This is a genomic window from Chitinophaga vietnamensis (assembly GCF_902167635.1).
Classification (GTDB): domain Bacteria; phylum Bacteroidota; class Bacteroidia; order Chitinophagales; family Chitinophagaceae; genus Chitinophaga; species Chitinophaga vietnamensis.
This window is the reverse complement of record NZ_CABHMS010000009.1, coordinates 193941-212521: the sequence shown is the minus strand read 5'-3', so window position 1 is coordinate 212521 and position 18581 is coordinate 193941. Positions and strand designations below refer to the sequence as shown.

The window sequence follows — 18581 nt, the reverse complement described above, 5'->3', positions numbered from 1 at the left end:
TTAATCTTTATTTTTGACCGCTGTTGATAAATTCTAAATCTGACTATGGCTAACATTTTAATAATTGATGATGAAAAAAGCATCCGTAAAACATTAACGGAGATTTTGAGTTACGAGGGATATAAGGTAGATGAAGCGGCAGATGGGCTGGAAGGTTTTAAAATGTTCAAGGAAAAACAATACGATGCTGTATTGTGCGATATCAAGATGCCCAAAATGGACGGACTCGAATTCCTGGAAAAGGCCAGGGAAGTGAATCCCGACATTCCCATCGTGATGGTATCCGGGCACGGCAACATCGATACGGCTGTAGATGCGGTGAAGAAAGGCGCATACGACTACATTTCAAAACCGCCGGATCTCAACCGCCTGCTTATCACCCTGCGCAACGCCATGGACAAGAGCACGCTGGTCACCGAAACCAAAACCCTGCGCCGCAAAGTGAACAAGGTGCCGGAAATGATCGGTAACTCCACGCCCATCCTCAAGATCAAAGATACCCTGGAAAAAGTAGCGCCCACCGATGCCCGCGTACTCATCACCGGCGAGAACGGAGTAGGCAAGGAACTGGTAGCACGCTGGCTCCATGAGCTCAGCAACCGCGCCAGCGGCCCGATGGTGGAAGTGAACTGCGCTGCCATCCCCAGTGAACTCATAGAAAGTGAATTGTTCGGTCACGAAAAAGGTTCCTTCACTTCTGCCGTGAAACAACGCATCGGCAAATTTGAACAGGCCAGCGGCGGCACCCTCTTCCTCGACGAGATCGGCGATATGAGCCTCAGCGCGCAAGCCAAAGTGCTCCGCGCTTTACAGGAAGGCAAGATCACCCGCGTAGGCGGCGATAAAGAGATCAGCGTAGACGTACGCGTGGTAGCCGCTACCAACAAAGACCTGCTCAAAGAAGTAGATGAGAAAAATTTCCGCCTAGACCTCTACCACCGCCTGAGCGTGATCCTCATTCATGTACCTTCTCTCAACGATCGCCGCGACGATGTGCCGTTGCTCGTAGATAGCTTCCTGGACAGCGTTTGCACGGAATACGGTATCGCGCGCAAGAACATCGATAAAGATGCCATGAAAGCGCTGCAAAATCACAACTGGTCCGGTAATATCCGCGAACTCCGCAACGTGGTGGAACGCCTTGTCATCCTCTCCGGGAAAACGATCTCGGCAGAAGATGTAGATGATTTCGTGGTGCCTAACCGCGACAAAAAAAAAGTAAGTTCTTAAACGACGACCTGCTGGTGCTTTCAAAGCTGCATGATTTTCGTGATGAGATAGAAAAGATCTTCATCCGCTTCATGCTCGAAAAAAACCAATGGAATATGACGAAAACGGCCCAGGAGCTGGACATCCAGCGGAGTCACCTCTACAACAAACTGGAACGTTACAATATTCAGAAACCACAACAGGATGAATAAAAAGCATTTGTACCTGATCAGCGGGCTGGGAGCCGACGAACGTATCTTCCAGCGGCTGCAATACCCGGAAGGCTACGAAGTGCATTACCTGAAGTGGATCGCACCACTGCACAACGAGCCGCTCAGCAGTTATGCCGCCCGCATGGCGGAAGGCATCACTGCTGAAGGCCCCGTTAATATCCTCGGTGTTTCTTTCGGTGGCATCATGAGCCTCGAGATCGCCAAAATAAGGCCCGTGGCCAGAAATATCATCCTCTCCAGTATCAAGCATACCCGCGAAAAACCGCCCTATTACAACTGGGTCCGCAAACTGGGCCTGAACAAATTACCTGATCAGATCCTCTACCAGCGCAGAAATTTCATCGTTACCCGTTTCCTGGATATTGAAACGCCTGAAGAACGTGCATTGGTGAACGAATATTTACAGAAGAGAGATTACAATTATCTCCGCTGGGCGGTCGATGCTATCCTGCATTGGGAGAATGATACAGTGCCCGCTAACATCGTACATATTCACGGTGAAAAAGATCAGCCTTTTCCGCTGCGCTTTGTGAAGCCTACGCACGTGATCCCCGGCGCCGGCCACTTTATGGTGCTCAACAGGGCGGGAGCGGTTAGTGATATCCTGGCGAAAGTACTTTAGAGCGCCAATAACTCGCTCATCGAGCGTATCACCCGTACATTTTTATAGACCGGAATGGCTGGCAACCGCGATGGTGGCCCGGATAGCCATATCTCTACCTGTGGGTACAACTGGTATAAAGCCTGTACAAAGGCTTCCAGGGCCTGTTGCGTCATGCTGGTGAGAAGATGCGTGTAGATATGCGTGACTTTGCGTTGCGCTAGGAAAGGGAGCAGGTCTTCCACGGACACGTTGGCGCCGAAATTGGTGACCATGCGGCCATTCTTTTTGAGAAGGTAATGGGTGAACAACAAGGGGATCTCATGAAACTCGCCTTCCGGCAGGAAAAGCAGGAAATGCTCATCAGACGCGTAATTCATCGATTGCTGCTCAATCGCTACGATCATCTTGTTACGGATAATGTTGGAGCAGAAATGTTCCTGCGCCGCGCTTATACTGCCTGTAAGCCAAAGCACGCCTATCTTTTCGAGGAATGGATAGATCACCTTGGTGATGCCGGTTTCAAAGCCTTCCTGTTGTAATAGTTTGTCCAGCAGGGTTTGGAAGCGCAGCGTATCATAATCAAGAGTGGCATTGATCAGGTCATTGATATGAATTTCGTAGCCATGGCTCTCGCTGGCGATCTCCAGTGAAATGTTGTTTTGTTCTGCTTCAGACAAAGAAGCTATGCGCGAGATCTTGATCCCGTGGTGGTACAGGTAGGCTATACGGAGGAGGGCTTTCAGGTCGTCGCTATCATATACCCGGTGGTTCGTATCTTTTCGTTTTGGTTTAAATAGCTGATAGCGTTGTTCCCAGATGCGTATCGTATGCGCTTTTATACCTGTGAAGTTTTCGATATCTTTAATGGTAAACCTGTTCAATGTAAGGTATAGTAACGTGGGCAAATGTACGGCAAAAGATTAAGCTATTTTTAAGAAAACTTTTTCTATGGGAATAGCGGCAAGCCGGTTGCAGTATATTATATTTGCCTTTTTAAGCATTTAACAAGCGCAATTGAATGAACCTGGCATTTTGGAAAAAAAATAAAGATGGTCAGCCAAAGAAAAAGAAATCTACGGCAAGAGAATGGTTAGACGCTGGCGTATTCGCTATCATAGCAGCCACGCTTATCCGCACCTTCATCTTCGAGGCATACACGATCCCTACGCCTTCCATGGAAAAGACATTGCTGGTAAACGACTTCCTCTTCGTGAGCAAGATCAGCTATGGGCCTCGTATCCCCATGACGCCGCTGGCAGTGCCATTTGTGCATCATACCTTACCGCTTACCAAATCCACGCCGGCCTATTCCGAAGCCGTACAGTGGAAATATAAGCGCCTGCCGGGTTTCAGCGATGTGAAAAGATATGATGTGGTAGTGTTCAACTTCCCCGAAGGCGATACGGTAGCCATCGACTCTCCGGATCCGGATTACTACAATATGGTAAGACAGAACGGCTGGCAGGCCGTGCACGATAATTTCAAAATCCTCCATCGCCCGGTAGATAAACGCGAGAACTATATCAAACGCTGTATGGCGCAGGCAGGAGATACCATCCGCATCGTACATGGCGCCGTATTCATCAACGGGCAAGCCGCGCCGGTTCCGCCAGGCAGCCAGCACCGCTATATCGTTGAAACTACCGGCGACCAGCTCAATGCCAGCCGCCTGGAAGAAATGGGCATCAACCCGGAAAATACACCGCTCGACGGCAACAAATTCGTATACAACCTCACGCCTGCCAACGTGGCCGCGCTCCGCGATATGAGCCAGATCGTGAAAAGTGTAACCGTATTTGAAGAAGCCAACTATGTAGATTTCAACTACAACATGGTGTTCCCGCATGATACGGTGCATTACAAATGGACAGAAGAGAATTTCGGCCCGCTTTACATCCCGAAGAAAGGCGCTACCGTGAAGCTGGATGAAAGCAATATCGCACTCTACGAACGTCTTATCCGTGTTTACGAAGGCAATACTTTTGAAAAGAAAGATGGTAAATACATCATCAACGGCCAGCCCGCCGACTCCTATACTTTCAAGATGAACTACTACTGGATGATGGGAGACAACCGCAATAACTCCCTGGATTCCCGCTTCTGGGGCTTCGTTCCGGAAGATCACATCGTTGGTAAAGCCTGGATGATCTGGATGAGCTATGGCGAAGGCGGTATCCGCTGGAGCAGGCTATTCAGAGGTATCAAGTAAAAGCGCTGCAAAATATTCAACGTGGTGAATAAAGAACTATCTTTATTCACCATTTTTATTTTCTATGGATAAACAATTGCAGCAATTCGAATACCTCGTCTACGACGATATCACCGGCCTCCACGATGCCGATGCCTGGCTGCTGAAAGAAGCCCGTGATGTAACCCAACATGCTTATGCTCCTTATTCTCATTTTCAGGTAGGCGCTGTGATCAGATTGGTGAATGGCGAAATCATCGCCGGCTCCAACCAGGAAAATGCCTCTTTCCCCGTCGGCATCTGTGCTGAAAGAGTAGCGCTGGCCGCCGCATCTTCCGTATATCCTGATGTTGCCATCGATACCATCGCTATCAGCTATCATAACATCAATGGCGATAGTTCACATCCGATCTCTCCCTGCGGCATGTGCCGTCAGGCACTCGCAGAATATGAGCACCGCCAGCAAGAACCCATCCGCCTGATCCTCGGCGGCCTGAGTGGAAAAGTATATGTGGTACAAAGGGCGAATGACTTGCTCCCACTGTCTTTCAGCAGTTCCGACCTGGGCTGATCTTCTCTCGTTAAATAAATAATAAAATAAATTATTTATTATTTATATTTGTAAGAAGACAGCAACGCGCCATTCATGAAAACCTCCCTATACGTCTTGTGTATATCTCTTGCCATCAGCATGACAGGCATGCAAGCCGCATGGGCAGGGCCTTTCCCGGACACGCACCCGAAAGCCATTCAGCTTTACAAAGCAGGTATCGCCCTGAAAAAAAACGGACAGCTCGAAGCGGCCCGCCAGCGCTTTGCAGCTGCCATCAAGGCCGATAGCAACTTTACTGCTGCCTATAGTGAGCTGGGAGACATTTACTTTGCAGGTAGATCATATGAAGAAGCGTTGCGCTATGGCCGCAAGGCGCAGCAGCTGGGCGCCGCCACCGCCAGCCGTTTGATAGGCTTCAGCTGCTATTACCTGCGGCAATACGAAGAGGCGCTGGAAGCGCTGCAACAAGCCAGGATAGAAGAACCGGCCAACAAGGATATTCCCTTTCAACTGGCACAACTCTATGCACAACTGGGCAACTACTCCGAAAGCATCCGCTTCTACGAAGCGGTATTAAAGCTGGATCAAAAGCATAGCATCAGCCGGTTTCAGGCTGGTTTAATGTATTATAACGTTGGCGACTACACGTCGGCAGCAGCATCGTTTGAAAAGGCCGCCAGCCTTGGATATCCGCAGGATGCGCTGTTCTTCTTCAACAGCGGCGTTACCTGGATACAACTGCAACAAACAGAACGCGGCATCAGCGACCTGCGCAAGGCGCAACAACTCCAGTCCGACGATGAAATGATACTATACAACCTGGCGCATGCCTGTTATCAAAATAATCAATTCAAAGAAGCCGCCACGCAATGGGAACACCTGCTGCGGCTACAGCCAGGCAACGCTTTCGTCATGTTCATGTTGGGCAAATCCTATATGGGCATGGGAGAGCAGGAGAAAGGAACAACGCTGTGTGACAAGGCATTGGCAATAGGGATCGATAAAGAAAAATTATAAGGAAGGTTACAACAAATATCATTTGCCACAGTGAAGAGAATTAAAAAACGGCGTATTAAGGACAGGCAAGCTCCTTTTTCGCTATGCTGCTTGCTGTGGTATTTTCTTCGGCAGTTTGGCCACGGTGGCTGCAAGCTGCCACACGCTGCGGTTCGAAAGGCCCGCAGCGTTTTTTTGATTTAGGGATTTATGGATTTACGGATTTCTTGATTTAAATCCATAAATCCATAAATCCGTAAATCCGTAAATCCCTAAATCTCTGCGCGACTACATGCGCTCCGGTACGCGGATACCCAGCATCTTCATGCTTTGTGCAATGGTATGCGCTGTGAGCGTGATGATCTGTAAACGCAGTTTTTTCTTTTCTTCACTGGCCGCTCTGAGGATGGAATAAGTAGGTACGCCATCTACCTTTTCTGCATAGAAAGAGTTGAACAACTGCGCCAGTTGGAAGGCATAGTTGGCCACTACAGCAGGGCTCATCTCTTTGTAAGCATCTGCCAGTATGCCCGGGAATTGTTCATTCAGGATGATCAGTTCTTTTTCCAGCGGCAGCAATTCGCCTTGATAACGGAATGTTTCAAGATCCGCTACAGGCCCCACTTCGCGAAGGATAGACCTGATACGCGCGTAAGCGTATTGTATGAAAGGCCCGGTGAATCCATGCAGGTCGATGGATTCTTCCGGATTGAAGATCATTTTCTTTTTAGGATCTACTCTCAGCAGGAAGAACTTCATCGCGCCAAGGCCCACGGTTTCATAGAGCAGTTGCAGTTCATCGTCGGAGAAGTCCGTCAGTTTCTTGCCGGATTCTTTGGTTTTTTCAGCAGCGGTGTTCACCATCTCCACGATCATATCATCTGCATCTACTACAGTACCTTCGCGGCTTTTCATGCGGCCATGCGGCAGTTCCACCATGCCATAGCTGAGGTGATGGATGCCCGGCGCAGAAGGCTCGCCCAGCTTCTCCAGGATCAGCTGCAATACCTTGAAGTGGTAGTTCTGTTCATCTGCTACCACGTGAATGCTTTCATCCATGTGGTAGTCGTTGTACTTCAGTCGTGCCGTGCCGAGATCCTGCGTCATGTACACAGAGGTGCCATCGCCGCGCAGCAGGAGCTTTTCGTCCAGGCCATCGGCAGTGAGGTCGATCCACACGGAGTTATCTTCTTTTTTGAAGAGGACGCCCTTGCGCAAACCGTCTTCCACCAGGTCTTTCCCGAGCAGGTAGGTTTCGCTTTCGTAGTACATTTTATCGAAGTCGATGCCAAGGGCTTTGTAAGTTTGATTGAAGCCTTCATACACCCAACCGTTCATGGTGGCCCACAGTTCCCGCACTTCGGGGTTGCCGGCCTCCCATTGTTGCAGCATGATCTTGGCTTGCTGCATGATCTCTGTTTTATTGCGCGACAACTCTTTGATGTCGTCCATGATCTTCGCTGCCTTCTCTTTATCTTCCTTCACTTCCGGCTTGTGCAGGGCATTTACAAGCTTTTCGAGCTTCTCTGTTTCTGCGCCTTCAAAATCGCGGAAGTCACTTTCCAGTACACGGTCGATGATAGGTTCGGCCTGTTCTTTCACCACAGATTCAAATTTCACGTAGTAGTCGCCCACGAGGTGATCGCCTTTGATGCCGGTAGAAGCGGGCGTATCGCCATGTGCGAAGAGCTGCCATGCCAGCATCGACTTACAGATATGTATGCCGCGATCGTTGACGAGGTTGGCTTTGATCACTTCAAACCCGTTTGCCTTCAGTATTTCGGAGATAGAATAACCGAGGAAATTATTACGCAGGTGGCCCAGGTGCAGTGGTTTATTGGTATTGGGAGAAGAATATTCCACCATTACTTTTTTCCCATTAGCAGGCTGGACGCCGATGTTGCGGTTGGTATAATGCTGTTGTACGAACTGTGTCCAGTAAGCGTCGTTGATCACGAGGTTGAGGAAACCTTTTACCACATTGAATCGTACGATCAATTCAGGATGATGGGCAACCAGGTGATCGCCGATACGTTGGCCGGTTTCTTCCGGTTTTTGGCGGCTGAATTTTGTAAACGGGAACACAACAATGGTATATTCGCCTTCGAACTCAGGTTTGGTGATATTGATAGAAATATCTCCTTCCGTTACCTGTTGGCCGTAAAGCGATTGAATGGCGGCCACTGCGGCCGTTCTGATAGATTGTACAACACTCATGCTGAAATTGGTTAATGCGAGCAGCAAATATAGTATGAATTACGAATTACGGATTAAGAATTACGGCCCATCATGCAGATCTGCATGATGGGCCGTAATTCTTAATCCGTAATTCGTAATTAGAAAGTATAGAATAGATCGATCTGTGCAACGGAGTTCTTGCTGTTCAGGTCTATTTTGTCGGTTTTGTAAACATTGGTAAGACCGAAGTTATACCTGCCGGAGATGCCCAGGCCCATATCGAGCTTGTAGCCGAAACCCAGGCCCAGTGAGAAGTCTGCCGTTCTCATGTAATCTTTGAAATCGGTGCTGTTGTTACCGGATTTCACTTTTGCACCGGCGAGGAAGCCTACCTGCGGGCCGGCTTCTACATAAAAAGAAGGTACGATGTTATACTGCACCATTACCGGGATGTTGATGTAATCTGTTTTGAGTGTGCTTTCGGTGGTGAACAGGCCGGCGATATTCCTTTTGTATTTAACGCCCTGGCCGGAGTACATCAGTTCGGGTTGGATGGCCCAGGATTCATTGAGCCCGATGTTAACGAAACCGCCGGCATTGAAAGAGGCGCGGGTTTTAGCGTTATCGCTGTTGGTAAGTTTGGCGAGATTGAGACCGCCTTTTACGCCGAAATTGATCTCTTGGGCCTTTACTGCCAGCATAGCGCCTATTACGAGTATGCCAGACAGAATAAGTTTTTTCATGATATGTTTATTTTGTAGGCAGAGGGGCTCCAAGAAACATGCCGGAAAGAGAAATTAATCAGATAGGTCGCGCAATTGCGCGACCTATCTGATTGCAATTTTAGAATATAGTGAATTCCACTCTTCTGTTTTTCTGACGGCCGGCAGCAGTTTTGTTGCTGGCGATCGGCTGGGTGGAGCCATAGCCTACCGCTTCGATCTTGGAAGCGTTTGCGCCTTTGGATACGAGGTAGGATTTAACAGATTCGGCTCTTTCCCTTGACAGGGCGAGGTTACGTTTAGCGTTACCTACGTTGTCGGTATGGCCGGCGAGTTTCAGGTTGAGGTTTTTGCGTTTCAGCAGTTCAGCCACGCGATCCAGCGCAGCATAGGAGTGTGGCTTGATGCTGGCTTTAGCGAAGTCGAATTCCAGGTTCTGGATGGCTTCTTTCACTACGCGTGTATCCTCTTCCGTTATAACTATTTTTTCTTCTTCCTTCTTTACTTCAGGTACTGGCAGCGGGCATCCGGAGCCGTCTACTTTCACGCCCTGCGGTGTGCCGGGGCATTTATCGAAGAAGTCGGACACGCCGTCGCCATCGGAGTCTTTTGTCAGTTTATCTACGTCGGCCGTCAACCTGGCATTGTTCTGATTGGCAGCCGCCAGCTGGGCTTCGAGGTTTTTCTTCTGGGCTTCCAGTTCGTCGTACATAGCGGCGGCGGGGTTATGGAATTGCAGCTGCGGGCGGCCTTTCTTGCCCAGCATAAATTCCAGGCCTGCGTGGCCGTAGGAGAACTTGTCTTTATTGGGGCCGTAGTTATAGCCATCGAGGTTGTCAGCATCTACATAATACATCGTATAGCCGAGGTCGAGGTTTACAAATTCAGAGAGCCTGAATTTGAGGCCGGCGCCTACTGGTATGATCAATTCGGTGATGCTGCCGCCCGGTTTATAGTCAATGGGGCTGCCGCCACCGGCAGGGGTAATGGTGGGGCTGTATCCTGCCAAACCACCGCCCACAGAGCCATAGAGCAGTACAAAGTTTTTGCGGGTGAGCCAGTTCACTGTAGTAATATTGAACACGGCATTGAGGGTACCTGTCCATTTTAATTTCGTGTCGAAGGAACTGTAAGCACGGTTAGGAGGCATGCCATTGCCGAGATTTTTGCTGTTGTCACCCTGGAGCTTGCCGCCTACATAGTCGGCCCGGAGTGCGAGGAAATGAAGGATCTGGTACTTCACGTATGCGCCGTAACCTGCTGATGCCTTCCATTTGGTGAAATCGTTACTGCCACCTGTGATCACCACGGGTGCCAATATGCCGCCGTTAACGCCAATGGACCATTTTTTGAAGTCTTTTGCTCCGTGAAAGAGCGGAGCTTCCGGGGCTAGTGTAGTGGACTGTTGGTCCTGGGCACGGCCGGTGAATGGTGATACTGCCAGCAGTATGCACGCGGCCTGCCATAGAATGGATCTTTTCATAAGAACTGAAGGTTAGGTTACACAATTGCTATTTATTACATGAAATCATTGAGGTTAGGAATGAAATAGTGACAATGGAGGCTGGGTTATGAAACAGCTTGTATCAGTACGGTATCAAAAGTACGTAATCTTCTGATAAATAATTATCTAAACTGTCTGACTGACATAATTTCATACTTTCCCGCTTGGCATAATCATTGACAAACCAAAGCCAAACACGACATTTAACTTACAACTAAAGGAGAATATTAATACTATGGGAAAAATAATAGGCATTGACTTAGGAACTACCAACTCATGCGTTGCCGTTATGGAAGGTAACGAACCGGTAGTGATTGCCAATGATGAGGGAAGGAGAACAACCCCATCTGTAGTGGCATTTCTGAAAAACGGAGAAAGGAAAGTAGGTGATCCTGCAAAGCGCCAGGCCATCACCAACCCTGTAAACACTATTATGTCAGTAAAGCGTTTTATGGGCCGTCACTTTGACGAAGTAACCAATGAATTAACGCACGTAAGCTACAAAGTAGTAAGGGGCGATAACAATACCACCCGTGTGGACATCGACGGCAGGCTCTATACACCGCAGGAAATCTCTGCGATGATCCTCCAGAAAATGAAAAAGACCGCTGAAGATTATCTCGGTCAGGAAGTAACAGAAGCGGTGATCACCGTACCTGCTTACTTTAACGACGCACAACGTCAGGCTACCAAAGAAGCCGGTGAAATTGCCGGTCTGGCCGTACGCCGTATTATCAACGAACCAACTGCCGCAGCACTCGCTTACGGCCTGGATAAAAAACATGTCGACAGCAAGATCGCCGTATTTGACCTTGGTGGCGGTACCTTCGATATCTCCATCCTCGAACTGGGTGATGGCGTATTTGAAGTGAAATCTACCAATGGCGATACGCACCTCGGTGGTGATGACTTCGATAAAGTGATCATGGACTGGCTGGCAGATGAATTCAAGAAAGATGAAGGCGTAGATTTACACAAAGACCCGATGTCATGGCAGCGACTGAAAGAAGCTGCTGAAAAGGCGAAGATCGAACTGTCTTCTTCTGCTGAAACAGAGATCAACCTGCCTTATATCACTGCGGTGGATGGCGTTCCTAAACACCTGGTGAAAAAACTTACCCGCGCTAAATTCGAACAACTGAGCGACTCCCTGGTGGAAAGAACACTGGAACCTTGCCGCAAAGCCTTGAAAGACGCCGGTTTGAACACTTCCGAAATTGATGAAGTGATCCTGGTAGGCGGTTCTACCCGTATCCCTAAAATCCAGGAAGTGGTAGAAAAATTCTTCGGTAAAAAACCTAATAAAGGTGTAAACCCCGATGAAGTAGTAGCTATCGGCGCTGCTATCCAGGGTGGCGTACTCACCGGCGAAGTGAAAGACGTATTGTTGCTCGACGTTACGCCGCTCTCTCTCGGTATCGAAACAATGGGCGGTGTATTCACCAAACTGATCGAATCCAACACTACCATCCCGACCAAAAAATCAGAGACCTTCTCTACTGCCGCTGACAGCCAACCTAGCGTGGAAATCCACGTACTGCAAGGCGAAAGGCCGATGGCAGCACAGAACAGGACCCTGGGCCGTTTCATCCTCGGTGATATTCCGCCGGCTCCCCGCGGCGTTCCGCAGATCGAAGTGATCTTCGATATCGACGCCAACGGTATCCTGCACGTTACCGCTAAAGATAAAGGCACCGGTAAAACACAGAACATCAAGATCGAAGCTGGTAGCGGCTTGAGCAAGGAAGAAATCGAAAAGATGAAAGCTGAAGCAAAAGCAAACGAAAGCTCCGATAAAGAACAGCGCGACAAGATCGAAAAGCTGAATAAGGCCGACAGCCTCATTTTCCAGACTGAAAAACAGATCAAGGAATATGGCGATAAACTGCCTGCTGATAAAAAAGCAACGATCGAAACCGCACTGAATAAACTGAAAGAAGCGCACAAAGCACAGGATGGTGCACAGCTCGACAGCGCTACTGCCGAACTGGAAGCTGCCTGGACTGCCGCCTCTGAAGAGCTCTACAAAGCCACTCAGGGCCAGCCGGAAGGCGCACAGGCTAACGCCGGCGCTCAGCAAGCCCAAGGCGGCAGCGATGGTGTAACCGACGCCGAGTTTGAAGAAGTGAAATAAGCTTTTACGTCAACAACGCATATATTTAAAGGCATTTGATGATCATTCATCAAATGCCTTTATTTTTTTATTATTTTGTTCCGGCATAGCCAGGAACAGATGCAATACAGATTACGGTTCTATCTTCCATACCACACCCGATACGGGCAGAACTTATACCTGCTGGGAAATATACCCGCATTGGGGAATAACTTGCCACAAGCCGCCGTTGCCATGCAATGGACCGGCCACGGGCAATGGTTCGCCGAGGTTATTCTCTCTACCGAAGTTCCGGTCGTCTTCCGTTATTACTATATCGTAAAAGAGTTGCAGGTATCTACTGTGGAAGGTCTGGCCCGTGAAGTGACCATCCGGCCGGGAATGCCGCCGGAGCTGGTTTTCATGGACTGCTGGCATGATCCTGCCGCCCCTGAGAACGCCTGGCTGACGGCTCCTTTTACCCGCGTATTTTTTCCAAGAGCTACTTCACATATTCCCGGCTTACTAACGGCCACGCATATATTTAAAGTACTGGCGCCCCTGCTGGAACCTGGTAAAACAATTTGTTTGCTTGGCAATATCTCCGCATTCGGGCAATGGGATATTCAGCGCCCCCTGCTCCTTCATTCCGATGCAGACGGCTGGTTCACCGCCGCGCTGGAACTGCCTTTGAACAACAGCGGCCTGGAATATAAATACGGCATTTACGATCTCGATACACAACAATTCCTGGCGTACGAACAAGGGGAGAACCGCCGCCTGGCGATGGCCGCCACGCCTTTGCAGCAGGCGACTATACATGATGGCGTGGCGAGGTTCGACTATCCCGCGTGGCGCGGCGCGGGCGTATCAGTGCCGGTATTCAGTTTGCGCAGTGCTGAAGGTTTTGGTACCGGCGAGTTTGCCGACATCGCGCCACTGGCCCAATGGGCCGCCGGCAGCGGCTTGCAGCTCATACAGCTGCTGCCGGTGCATGATACCAGCAGCACCTTTACCTGGCGAGATTCTTATCCCTATGCGGCTATCTCCTCGTATGCGCTGCACCCGCTGTATATCCGTTTGCAGGCAGTGGGCAAACTGGCAGATGATCATCCGCTGCAAAGACAATTTGACGACCTACGGCAAAGGCTAAACGAAAAAATGCAGCTCGATTATGAAGCAGTGATCCATTACAAGATGGCTTACCTGCGCGCATTATACGAGCAGGAAGGGGAGCGCTTGCAAACCCGCCATTACTGGCAATGGTTTGCCAGTAATGAACATTGGCTGTTGCCGTATGCTGTTTTTTGTTTTTTGAGAGATAAATACAATACCTGTGATTTTTCGCGATGGCCTGCGAATAATGAATATGATTATCGCGCGATCAATCAGCTGATCATGGAAGACCCGCAGGCGGCCGAAGCGGCACACTTCCATTTTTTTGTACAATATCATCTGCACCGGCAGCTCAGCGAAGCTGTGGAGGCGGCGCATGCCTGCGGCGTCGCATTGAAAGGAGACATCCCGATCGGCATCGCCAGGAACAGCGTGGATGCCTGGATGCATCCGGAGCTATTCCACCTGGACATGCAGGCAGGAGCGCCGCCGGACAGCTTCACCGCCGAAGGCCAGAACTGGGGTTTCCCCACGTATAACTGGCCGCGCATGGCCGCAGATGGCTATGATTGGTGGCGGCAGCGTTTGCAGCATATGTCCGCCTATTTTGATGCCTTTCGCATTGATCATATACTGGGTTTTTTCCGCATCTGGCAAGTGCCGGAAGAGGCGATACAGGGCCTGCTGGGTTATTTTCATCCAGCCGTTCCCGTTAGTGCGGAGGAACTGCTGCACCTGGATATCGGCTTTGATGAGCAGCGCTTTTGCACGCCTTATATCACTGCGGAAACGCTGGACCATAGCTTTGGCAACTATGCGGGCATGATCAAAGACAGTTTCCTGCAAGCGGCTGCGGGCGGGCGTTTTGAGCTGCTGCCAGCCTACAGCACCCAAAGGTTGATCAACGAACAGGCATTGCCTGCCACCGTGAAAGCAGCTTTGTATCACCTGGCAGCGGAAGTGTTGTTCATCCGCGAGCAACACCGCGGGCGTCATGTATTCCACCCGCGCTATGACCTGATGAGCACCGAGTCTTTTAAAGCGCTGGCGCCGGCAGTACAGGAAAAATTAAGGCAGCTGCATCACCATTACTTTTTTGTGCGGCAGGAAAGCTGCTGGCGAAGGGAGGCGATGCGCAAATTGCCCTTCCTCATGAAAGCTACAGACATGCTGATCTGCGGCGAAGACCTGGGCATGGTGCCGCATTGTGTGCCAGGCGTGATGCGGGAGCTGGGCATCAGCGGACTGGAAGTGCAGCGCATGCCCAAATCAACCCATACCACATTTACCGATCTTTCCACTGTACCTTATCTTTCTGTGGTAACGCCCTCCACACACGATATGAGCACGCTGAGAGGCTGGTGGAAGGAAGACCGGGCCATCACACAACAATATTGGGAGGATGTATTGCAATATAACGGTAACGCACCTACGGAGTGTACGCCGGCGGTGATGAAAGAGATCGTGCAGCAACATTTGCAATCTCCCGCAATGTGGCGTATCTTTCAAATACAGGAACTGCTGGCGCTGCAAGGCCGGCAGCCCTTGCCTGCTCCTGACGAAGAGCGGATCAATATACCTGCTGTGGCAGCGCACTATTGGCGCTACCGCATCATCGCTGAGCTGGGGCCTGGCTCCACGGAATGGAAAAACGCGTAAACACTATCTACATGGAACTGAACCTTTATCCTTTTGAGCTGAAATTCAGATATACCTTTACCATATCGCGTAAATCGAAAGATGTGCAACCCTTGCTGGTGGCCGAATTGAAACAGGATGGCTACAGTGGCCTCGGGGAAACGGCAGACAACTCCTATTACAACATGACCGTACCCCGCCTGATGGAAGCGATTAACGTGCACCGTGATTTTATTGAACAATACACACTTGCCACACCGGAAGCTTTCTGGCAGGATATGTTTCCGCGCCTGAAGGATAATATGTTTGCGCTCTGCGCGCTTGATCTCGCTGCATGGGACCTGTATGCCAAGCAGCAAGGCAAGAAACTATACGAGCTGTGGCGCCTCGATATCTCTCATAACCCGCTCACCGATTATACGATCGGTATTGATACGATCGACAATATGGTGAGCAAGTTACAGGCTTTCCCCTGGCCTATCTATAAAATAAAGCTTGGTACCAAAGATGATATTGCGATCATCCGGGAGCTGAGAAAGCATACCAGCGCGGTTTTCAGGGTAGACGCCAATTGTGCATGGGGCGTGGAAGAGACGTTGCGCAATGCTATCGCACTGAAAGAGCTGGGCGTGGAATTTATCGAACAGCCGATGCCTGCCGCCGATTGGGACGGCATGAAACGCGTGTATGAACAATCTGCGCTGCCGCTGATGGCAGATGAAAGCTGTATTGTTGAAGAGGATGTAAGTCGCTGCCATGGCTATTTTCATGGTATTAATATTAAGCTCACCAAATGCGGGGGGATCACGCCGGCCTTGCGTATGATCAGCGCAGCAAAAGGATTTGGTATGAAGGTAATGACCGGCAGCATGAATGAGAGCACGGTGGGTACTTCCGCTGTGGCGCATCTGCTGCCTTACCTGGACTATGTAGATATGGACGGTCCGCTCTTGCTGGCGGAAGATACTGCGGATGGCATCCGCATTGAAAACGGTCGTATCATTTATGCAGACAGGCCCGGCACCGGCGCTGTGCTACGGGCGAATTAACGATGATGTAGCGGTAACCTGAAATCGGGCCAGAGTATTTCCTGATAATTGCCGAGTGCCGCTACAATGGCGGCAGTTACGGCGGGCATATTGCAGCGGCTGATATCCCTGGTGGCGATCACTCTGTCGGCGTAAGCTTGTAATAGTGAGGAGTTGCCGGTGATGATATCCAGGTGCGCAGCTGGCGTAATTTGCATACCCGTGGAAGAGTAGGGCCATGCGGCGGCGGTTTGCCGCAGTTGTGTAAGGAGCGGATCATCTGGCGCCAGGCCTTTGCTCATGCTGAGCAGGTCCGGCAGATAGCGCAAACACAGGTCTGCGCTGTATATCGCGGCAGCGGTGATGGCACCCGGGTATGGCAGGAGCAGGGTGCTTACCTGTTCAGCCGCCGGTGTTTTGAGCATGATGAGTTGAGTGGTACGGAAAACGTAGATCGCGGCCCATAATGCGGCCTCGGGGTCGAATGCTGGCGGGTCGGCGGGCATGTCCGAAATATCATGGAGATAATAGCTATGCAGTACTGCGGTGGCCTCCTGTAATGCTTCAGGGGGAAACGGGGTAATATCGTGTGCCACAGCTACCTGCCCTTCGCGGATCAGGGCTGTTATAAATGCCGATAAGTTCATAGGTTACATTCTTCTGGCAGTCTTCATCTGTCCTGTCATCTCACAAAATAACAAAAATTGCGGTAGCTACAAGTTATCGCCCGTTTCGTGCCAGCTGGTGGCAAGGAATACATAATCCACGATGGACCCGGTGGCGCTGATGATCTTGCCGGCGAGCGGCATCAGTGGATTGTTCATAAATGGGTTGGCATCGGCAGGCCGGATGAGATAATCCCCATGATCGGTGCAGAGGAATACGCCCAGGTGCTCACTCTTGGTGTGTTTCCCGAAAGTGCGCAGCGCAAGCCGGCCTTGCATCGTTACTACGGGTGTCTCTTTTTTATTATTATCGGCTGACATATTCACGATAACCGAGTATTTGATTGTTCTTTTCTTTCACCACCAGCGCCCTTGAAGCAGGTGCGTTGTTGGTGGCTTTTACTGGTTCCGAAAATACATGAAATTTTACAGATGGTGTAGCCTCCTCTTTTTTGGCGACGAATACTTTCGGGAGCGACTTACCATACTGTTTTTCACTGAGCAGGGAATGCATGGCATCCTGTACGCCGGGATCGGTGGTATGCGATTCATCCGCAGGCTGCGGCGCTGAAATAAAGGTATCCAGTATTTTGCCGCGCGCTTCGAGGTTATCGCGGCGGTTCTGCACGGAGTTCACAAATGATTTACTCATGATATCTGTAGCAGGATCTTTTTCGTTGATCACCGGCTGTAGTGAAGGATCACCGAAGAGATTGAACTGTGCGGCGGTTTTCAGTTCATAAGGATCGAGGGTTGGCCCCATTTCATTGAGGAACTTCTGCCGGGCTTCCAGCATGGCCCTGCCGGTAGAGGCGCCGTTCAGCACGTTGATCACAAAATATTGCGTGAGCAGGTCGGCCAGCCCTTGCCCGGTAGACGGGCCATAGGCGATATTGGTACTGCCTACGAAAGCGATGGCATGGTTAAGCAGGTAGCTGTTGGCCATGCTCATCAGCTTACTGATATTTTTGGAAGGATCGTACAATTGGCCGCCATAGCAGCATTCCGCTGCTACTACGGTGCCGCTGCTGATCTTTCCGGTGATGGTATCCGATTGCATGGCCAGCGGAAAATCGTATGACTTCTGGCCATAGTAGCCTGCATTGTAGATGGCGCCGTGGCAATTGATGAAATGTGTTTTGGGCATCAGTTGTTGCACGGTCCAATTGTGGCCATCGATATCCGGTGTGCCGGGAACAATGCGCAGGGCGCTGTTATCACCGAAAATATTGCGCAGTGAATGTTGTGTAGAATCCTGCCAGTCGAAGGTACTGATCGAAAAGTAAGACCGGTATTCGCTTTGCGGCAGGGATTTTATGTTGATGATATCCTGAACGAGTGAATGGAAATATGCGGGATCATTTTGCGCAGGCACATCGGGCAGCCTTCCTACTACGCGGGTAGGCGAGACGAATTTGCCGGGATCCTTGTCGTAAGGCGCATCGCAGGCATATGGCATGTCGCTCGGAATAAAAGTATCCGGGTCTGTATCTCCCGATAACATATTTTTCAAACGCTGAAAGGGGACAATATCCTGTGCGCCTGCTATCAATATATATCCTGGTGAGAAGAATGCATATAACTCGTCGATAGCCTGTTTGTTCTGGGCTTCATCCGCAGGATCGGTTACCGCCGTGGCTTTGAGGGATTGCATCTGTGCTGCATCATCCAGGAAAATAATATGCGTATCCAGGTGACGGGTACCGTCAAAAGCCTGTAATGCAGCAAGGTCGTTGAGGATAGCCTGGTGTTGGTCCCCATATTTCTGCTGCAACGCAGTTTTATTGGTGATGATCAGTTTAGTAGATTGCATGTTAATAATGGGGGCTGCCATTTGTTACTTATTAATGCATCA

At 50.1% G+C, this 18581-nt stretch carries 16 protein-coding genes; 9 read left to right on the top strand and 7 right to left on the bottom strand.

All coding sequences use genetic code 11. The features are described 5' to 3' along the window. The first annotated feature begins 45 nt into the window (after positions 1–45). Genes FPG75_RS22755 through FPG75_RS22745 form a run of 3 tightly spaced genes read left to right on the top strand, consistent with a single transcriptional unit; the run spans position 46 to position 2064 of the window. Positions 46–1230 carry a sigma-54-dependent transcriptional regulator gene (locus FPG75_RS22755; protein WP_143310314.1) on the top strand — a complete coding sequence of 395 codons (1185 nt, stop codon included), beginning with the start codon at positions 46–48 and terminating at the stop codon, positions 1228–1230. A 14-nt stretch (positions 1231–1244) separates the two neighbouring features. Beyond that, a complete protein-coding gene (locus FPG75_RS22750) occupies positions 1245–1421 on the top strand; it encodes a helix-turn-helix domain-containing protein (RefSeq protein ID WP_143310312.1) in 177 nt (58 codons plus the stop codon). Next, complete coding sequence (locus FPG75_RS22745) at positions 1414–2064, top strand: alpha/beta hydrolase (RefSeq protein WP_143310310.1); 651 nt, start codon at positions 1414–1416, stop codon at positions 2062–2064. The genes FPG75_RS22750 and FPG75_RS22745 overlap by 8 nt, the downstream gene beginning before the upstream one ends. Here the strand turns inward: FPG75_RS22745 and FPG75_RS22740 are convergent. Beyond that, positions 2061–2951, bottom strand: coding sequence for a MerR family transcriptional regulator (locus tag FPG75_RS22740; protein WP_143310308.1), 891 nt, complete (start codon positions 2949–2951; stop codon positions 2061–2063). The two genes, FPG75_RS22745 and FPG75_RS22740, sit on opposite strands and share 4 nt — an antisense overlap. Before the next feature lie 113 nt (positions 2952–3064). On the opposite strand from FPG75_RS22740, the gene lepB reads away from it, so the two are divergent. From lepB to FPG75_RS22725, 3 genes are all read left to right on the top strand, one after another. Next, positions 3065–4255, top strand: a complete 1191-nt coding sequence (lepB, locus tag FPG75_RS22735) for a signal peptidase I (RefSeq protein WP_143310306.1) — start codon at positions 3065–3067, stop codon at positions 4253–4255. A 64-nt stretch (positions 4256–4319) separates the two neighbouring features. Then, the gene (locus FPG75_RS22730; protein ID WP_143310304.1) at positions 4320–4805 is read left to right on the top strand and encodes a cytidine deaminase; all 486 of its coding nucleotides are present in this window, start codon (positions 4320–4322) and stop codon (positions 4803–4805) included. Between the two features lie 75 nt (positions 4806–4880). Next, positions 4881–5804, top strand: coding sequence for a tetratricopeptide repeat protein (locus FPG75_RS22725; protein ID WP_143310302.1), 924 nt, complete (start codon positions 4881–4883; stop codon positions 5802–5804). 267 nt (positions 5805–6071) lie between these two features. On the opposite strand, the gene argS is transcribed toward FPG75_RS22725, so the two are convergent. From argS to FPG75_RS22710, 3 genes are all read right to left on the bottom strand, one after another. Further along, the gene (argS, locus tag FPG75_RS22720; RefSeq protein WP_143310301.1) at positions 6072–8000 is read right to left on the bottom strand and encodes an arginine--tRNA ligase; all 1929 of its coding nucleotides are present in this window, start codon (positions 7998–8000) and stop codon (positions 6072–6074) included. Positions 8001–8119: 119 nt separating this feature from the next. Then, positions 8120–8704, bottom strand: a complete 585-nt coding sequence (locus tag FPG75_RS22715; RefSeq protein WP_143310299.1) for a porin family protein — start codon at positions 8702–8704, stop codon at positions 8120–8122. Between the two features lie 100 nt (positions 8705–8804). Beyond that, positions 8805–10166 carry an OmpA family protein gene (locus FPG75_RS22710; protein WP_143310297.1) on the bottom strand — a complete coding sequence of 454 codons (1362 nt, stop codon included), beginning with the start codon at positions 10164–10166 and terminating at the stop codon, positions 8805–8807. A 256-nt stretch (positions 10167–10422) separates the two neighbouring features. Between FPG75_RS22710 and dnaK the strand changes: the two genes are divergently transcribed. The 3 genes from dnaK (at position 10423) to FPG75_RS22695 (ending at position 16082) form a co-directional block, all read left to right on the top strand. After that, entirely contained in the window at positions 10423–12321 is a 1899-nt protein-coding gene (dnaK, locus tag FPG75_RS22705) for a molecular chaperone DnaK (protein WP_143310295.1), read from the top strand. A gap of 99 nt (positions 12322–12420) precedes the next feature. Next, complete coding sequence (locus FPG75_RS22700) at positions 12421–15054, top strand: 4-alpha-glucanotransferase (RefSeq protein ID WP_143310294.1); 2634 nt, start codon at positions 12421–12423, stop codon at positions 15052–15054. An 11-nt stretch (positions 15055–15065) separates the two neighbouring features. Beyond that, entirely contained in the window at positions 15066–16082 is a 1017-nt protein-coding gene (locus FPG75_RS22695) for a dipeptide epimerase (RefSeq protein ID WP_143310292.1), read from the top strand. On the opposite strand, the gene FPG75_RS22690 is transcribed toward FPG75_RS22695, so the two are convergent. The 3 genes from FPG75_RS22690 to FPG75_RS22680 form a co-directional block, all read right to left on the bottom strand. Continuing rightward, positions 16079–16708, bottom strand: a complete 630-nt coding sequence (locus FPG75_RS22690) for a hypothetical protein (RefSeq protein ID WP_143310291.1) — start codon at positions 16706–16708, stop codon at positions 16079–16081. The genes FPG75_RS22695 and FPG75_RS22690 overlap by 4 nt on opposite strands. Positions 16709–16774: 66 nt before the next feature. Further along, on the bottom strand, positions 16775–17053 hold the full coding sequence (locus FPG75_RS22685; protein ID WP_143310290.1) for a hypothetical protein: 279 nt from the start codon (positions 17051–17053) through the stop codon (positions 16775–16777). Further along, on the bottom strand, positions 17034–18539 hold the full coding sequence (locus tag FPG75_RS22680) for a C25 family cysteine peptidase (protein ID WP_161596892.1): 1506 nt from the start codon (positions 18537–18539) through the stop codon (positions 17034–17036). Before FPG75_RS22680 ends, FPG75_RS22685 begins: the two co-directional genes overlap by 20 nt. Positions 18540–18581: the final 42 nt, after the last annotated feature.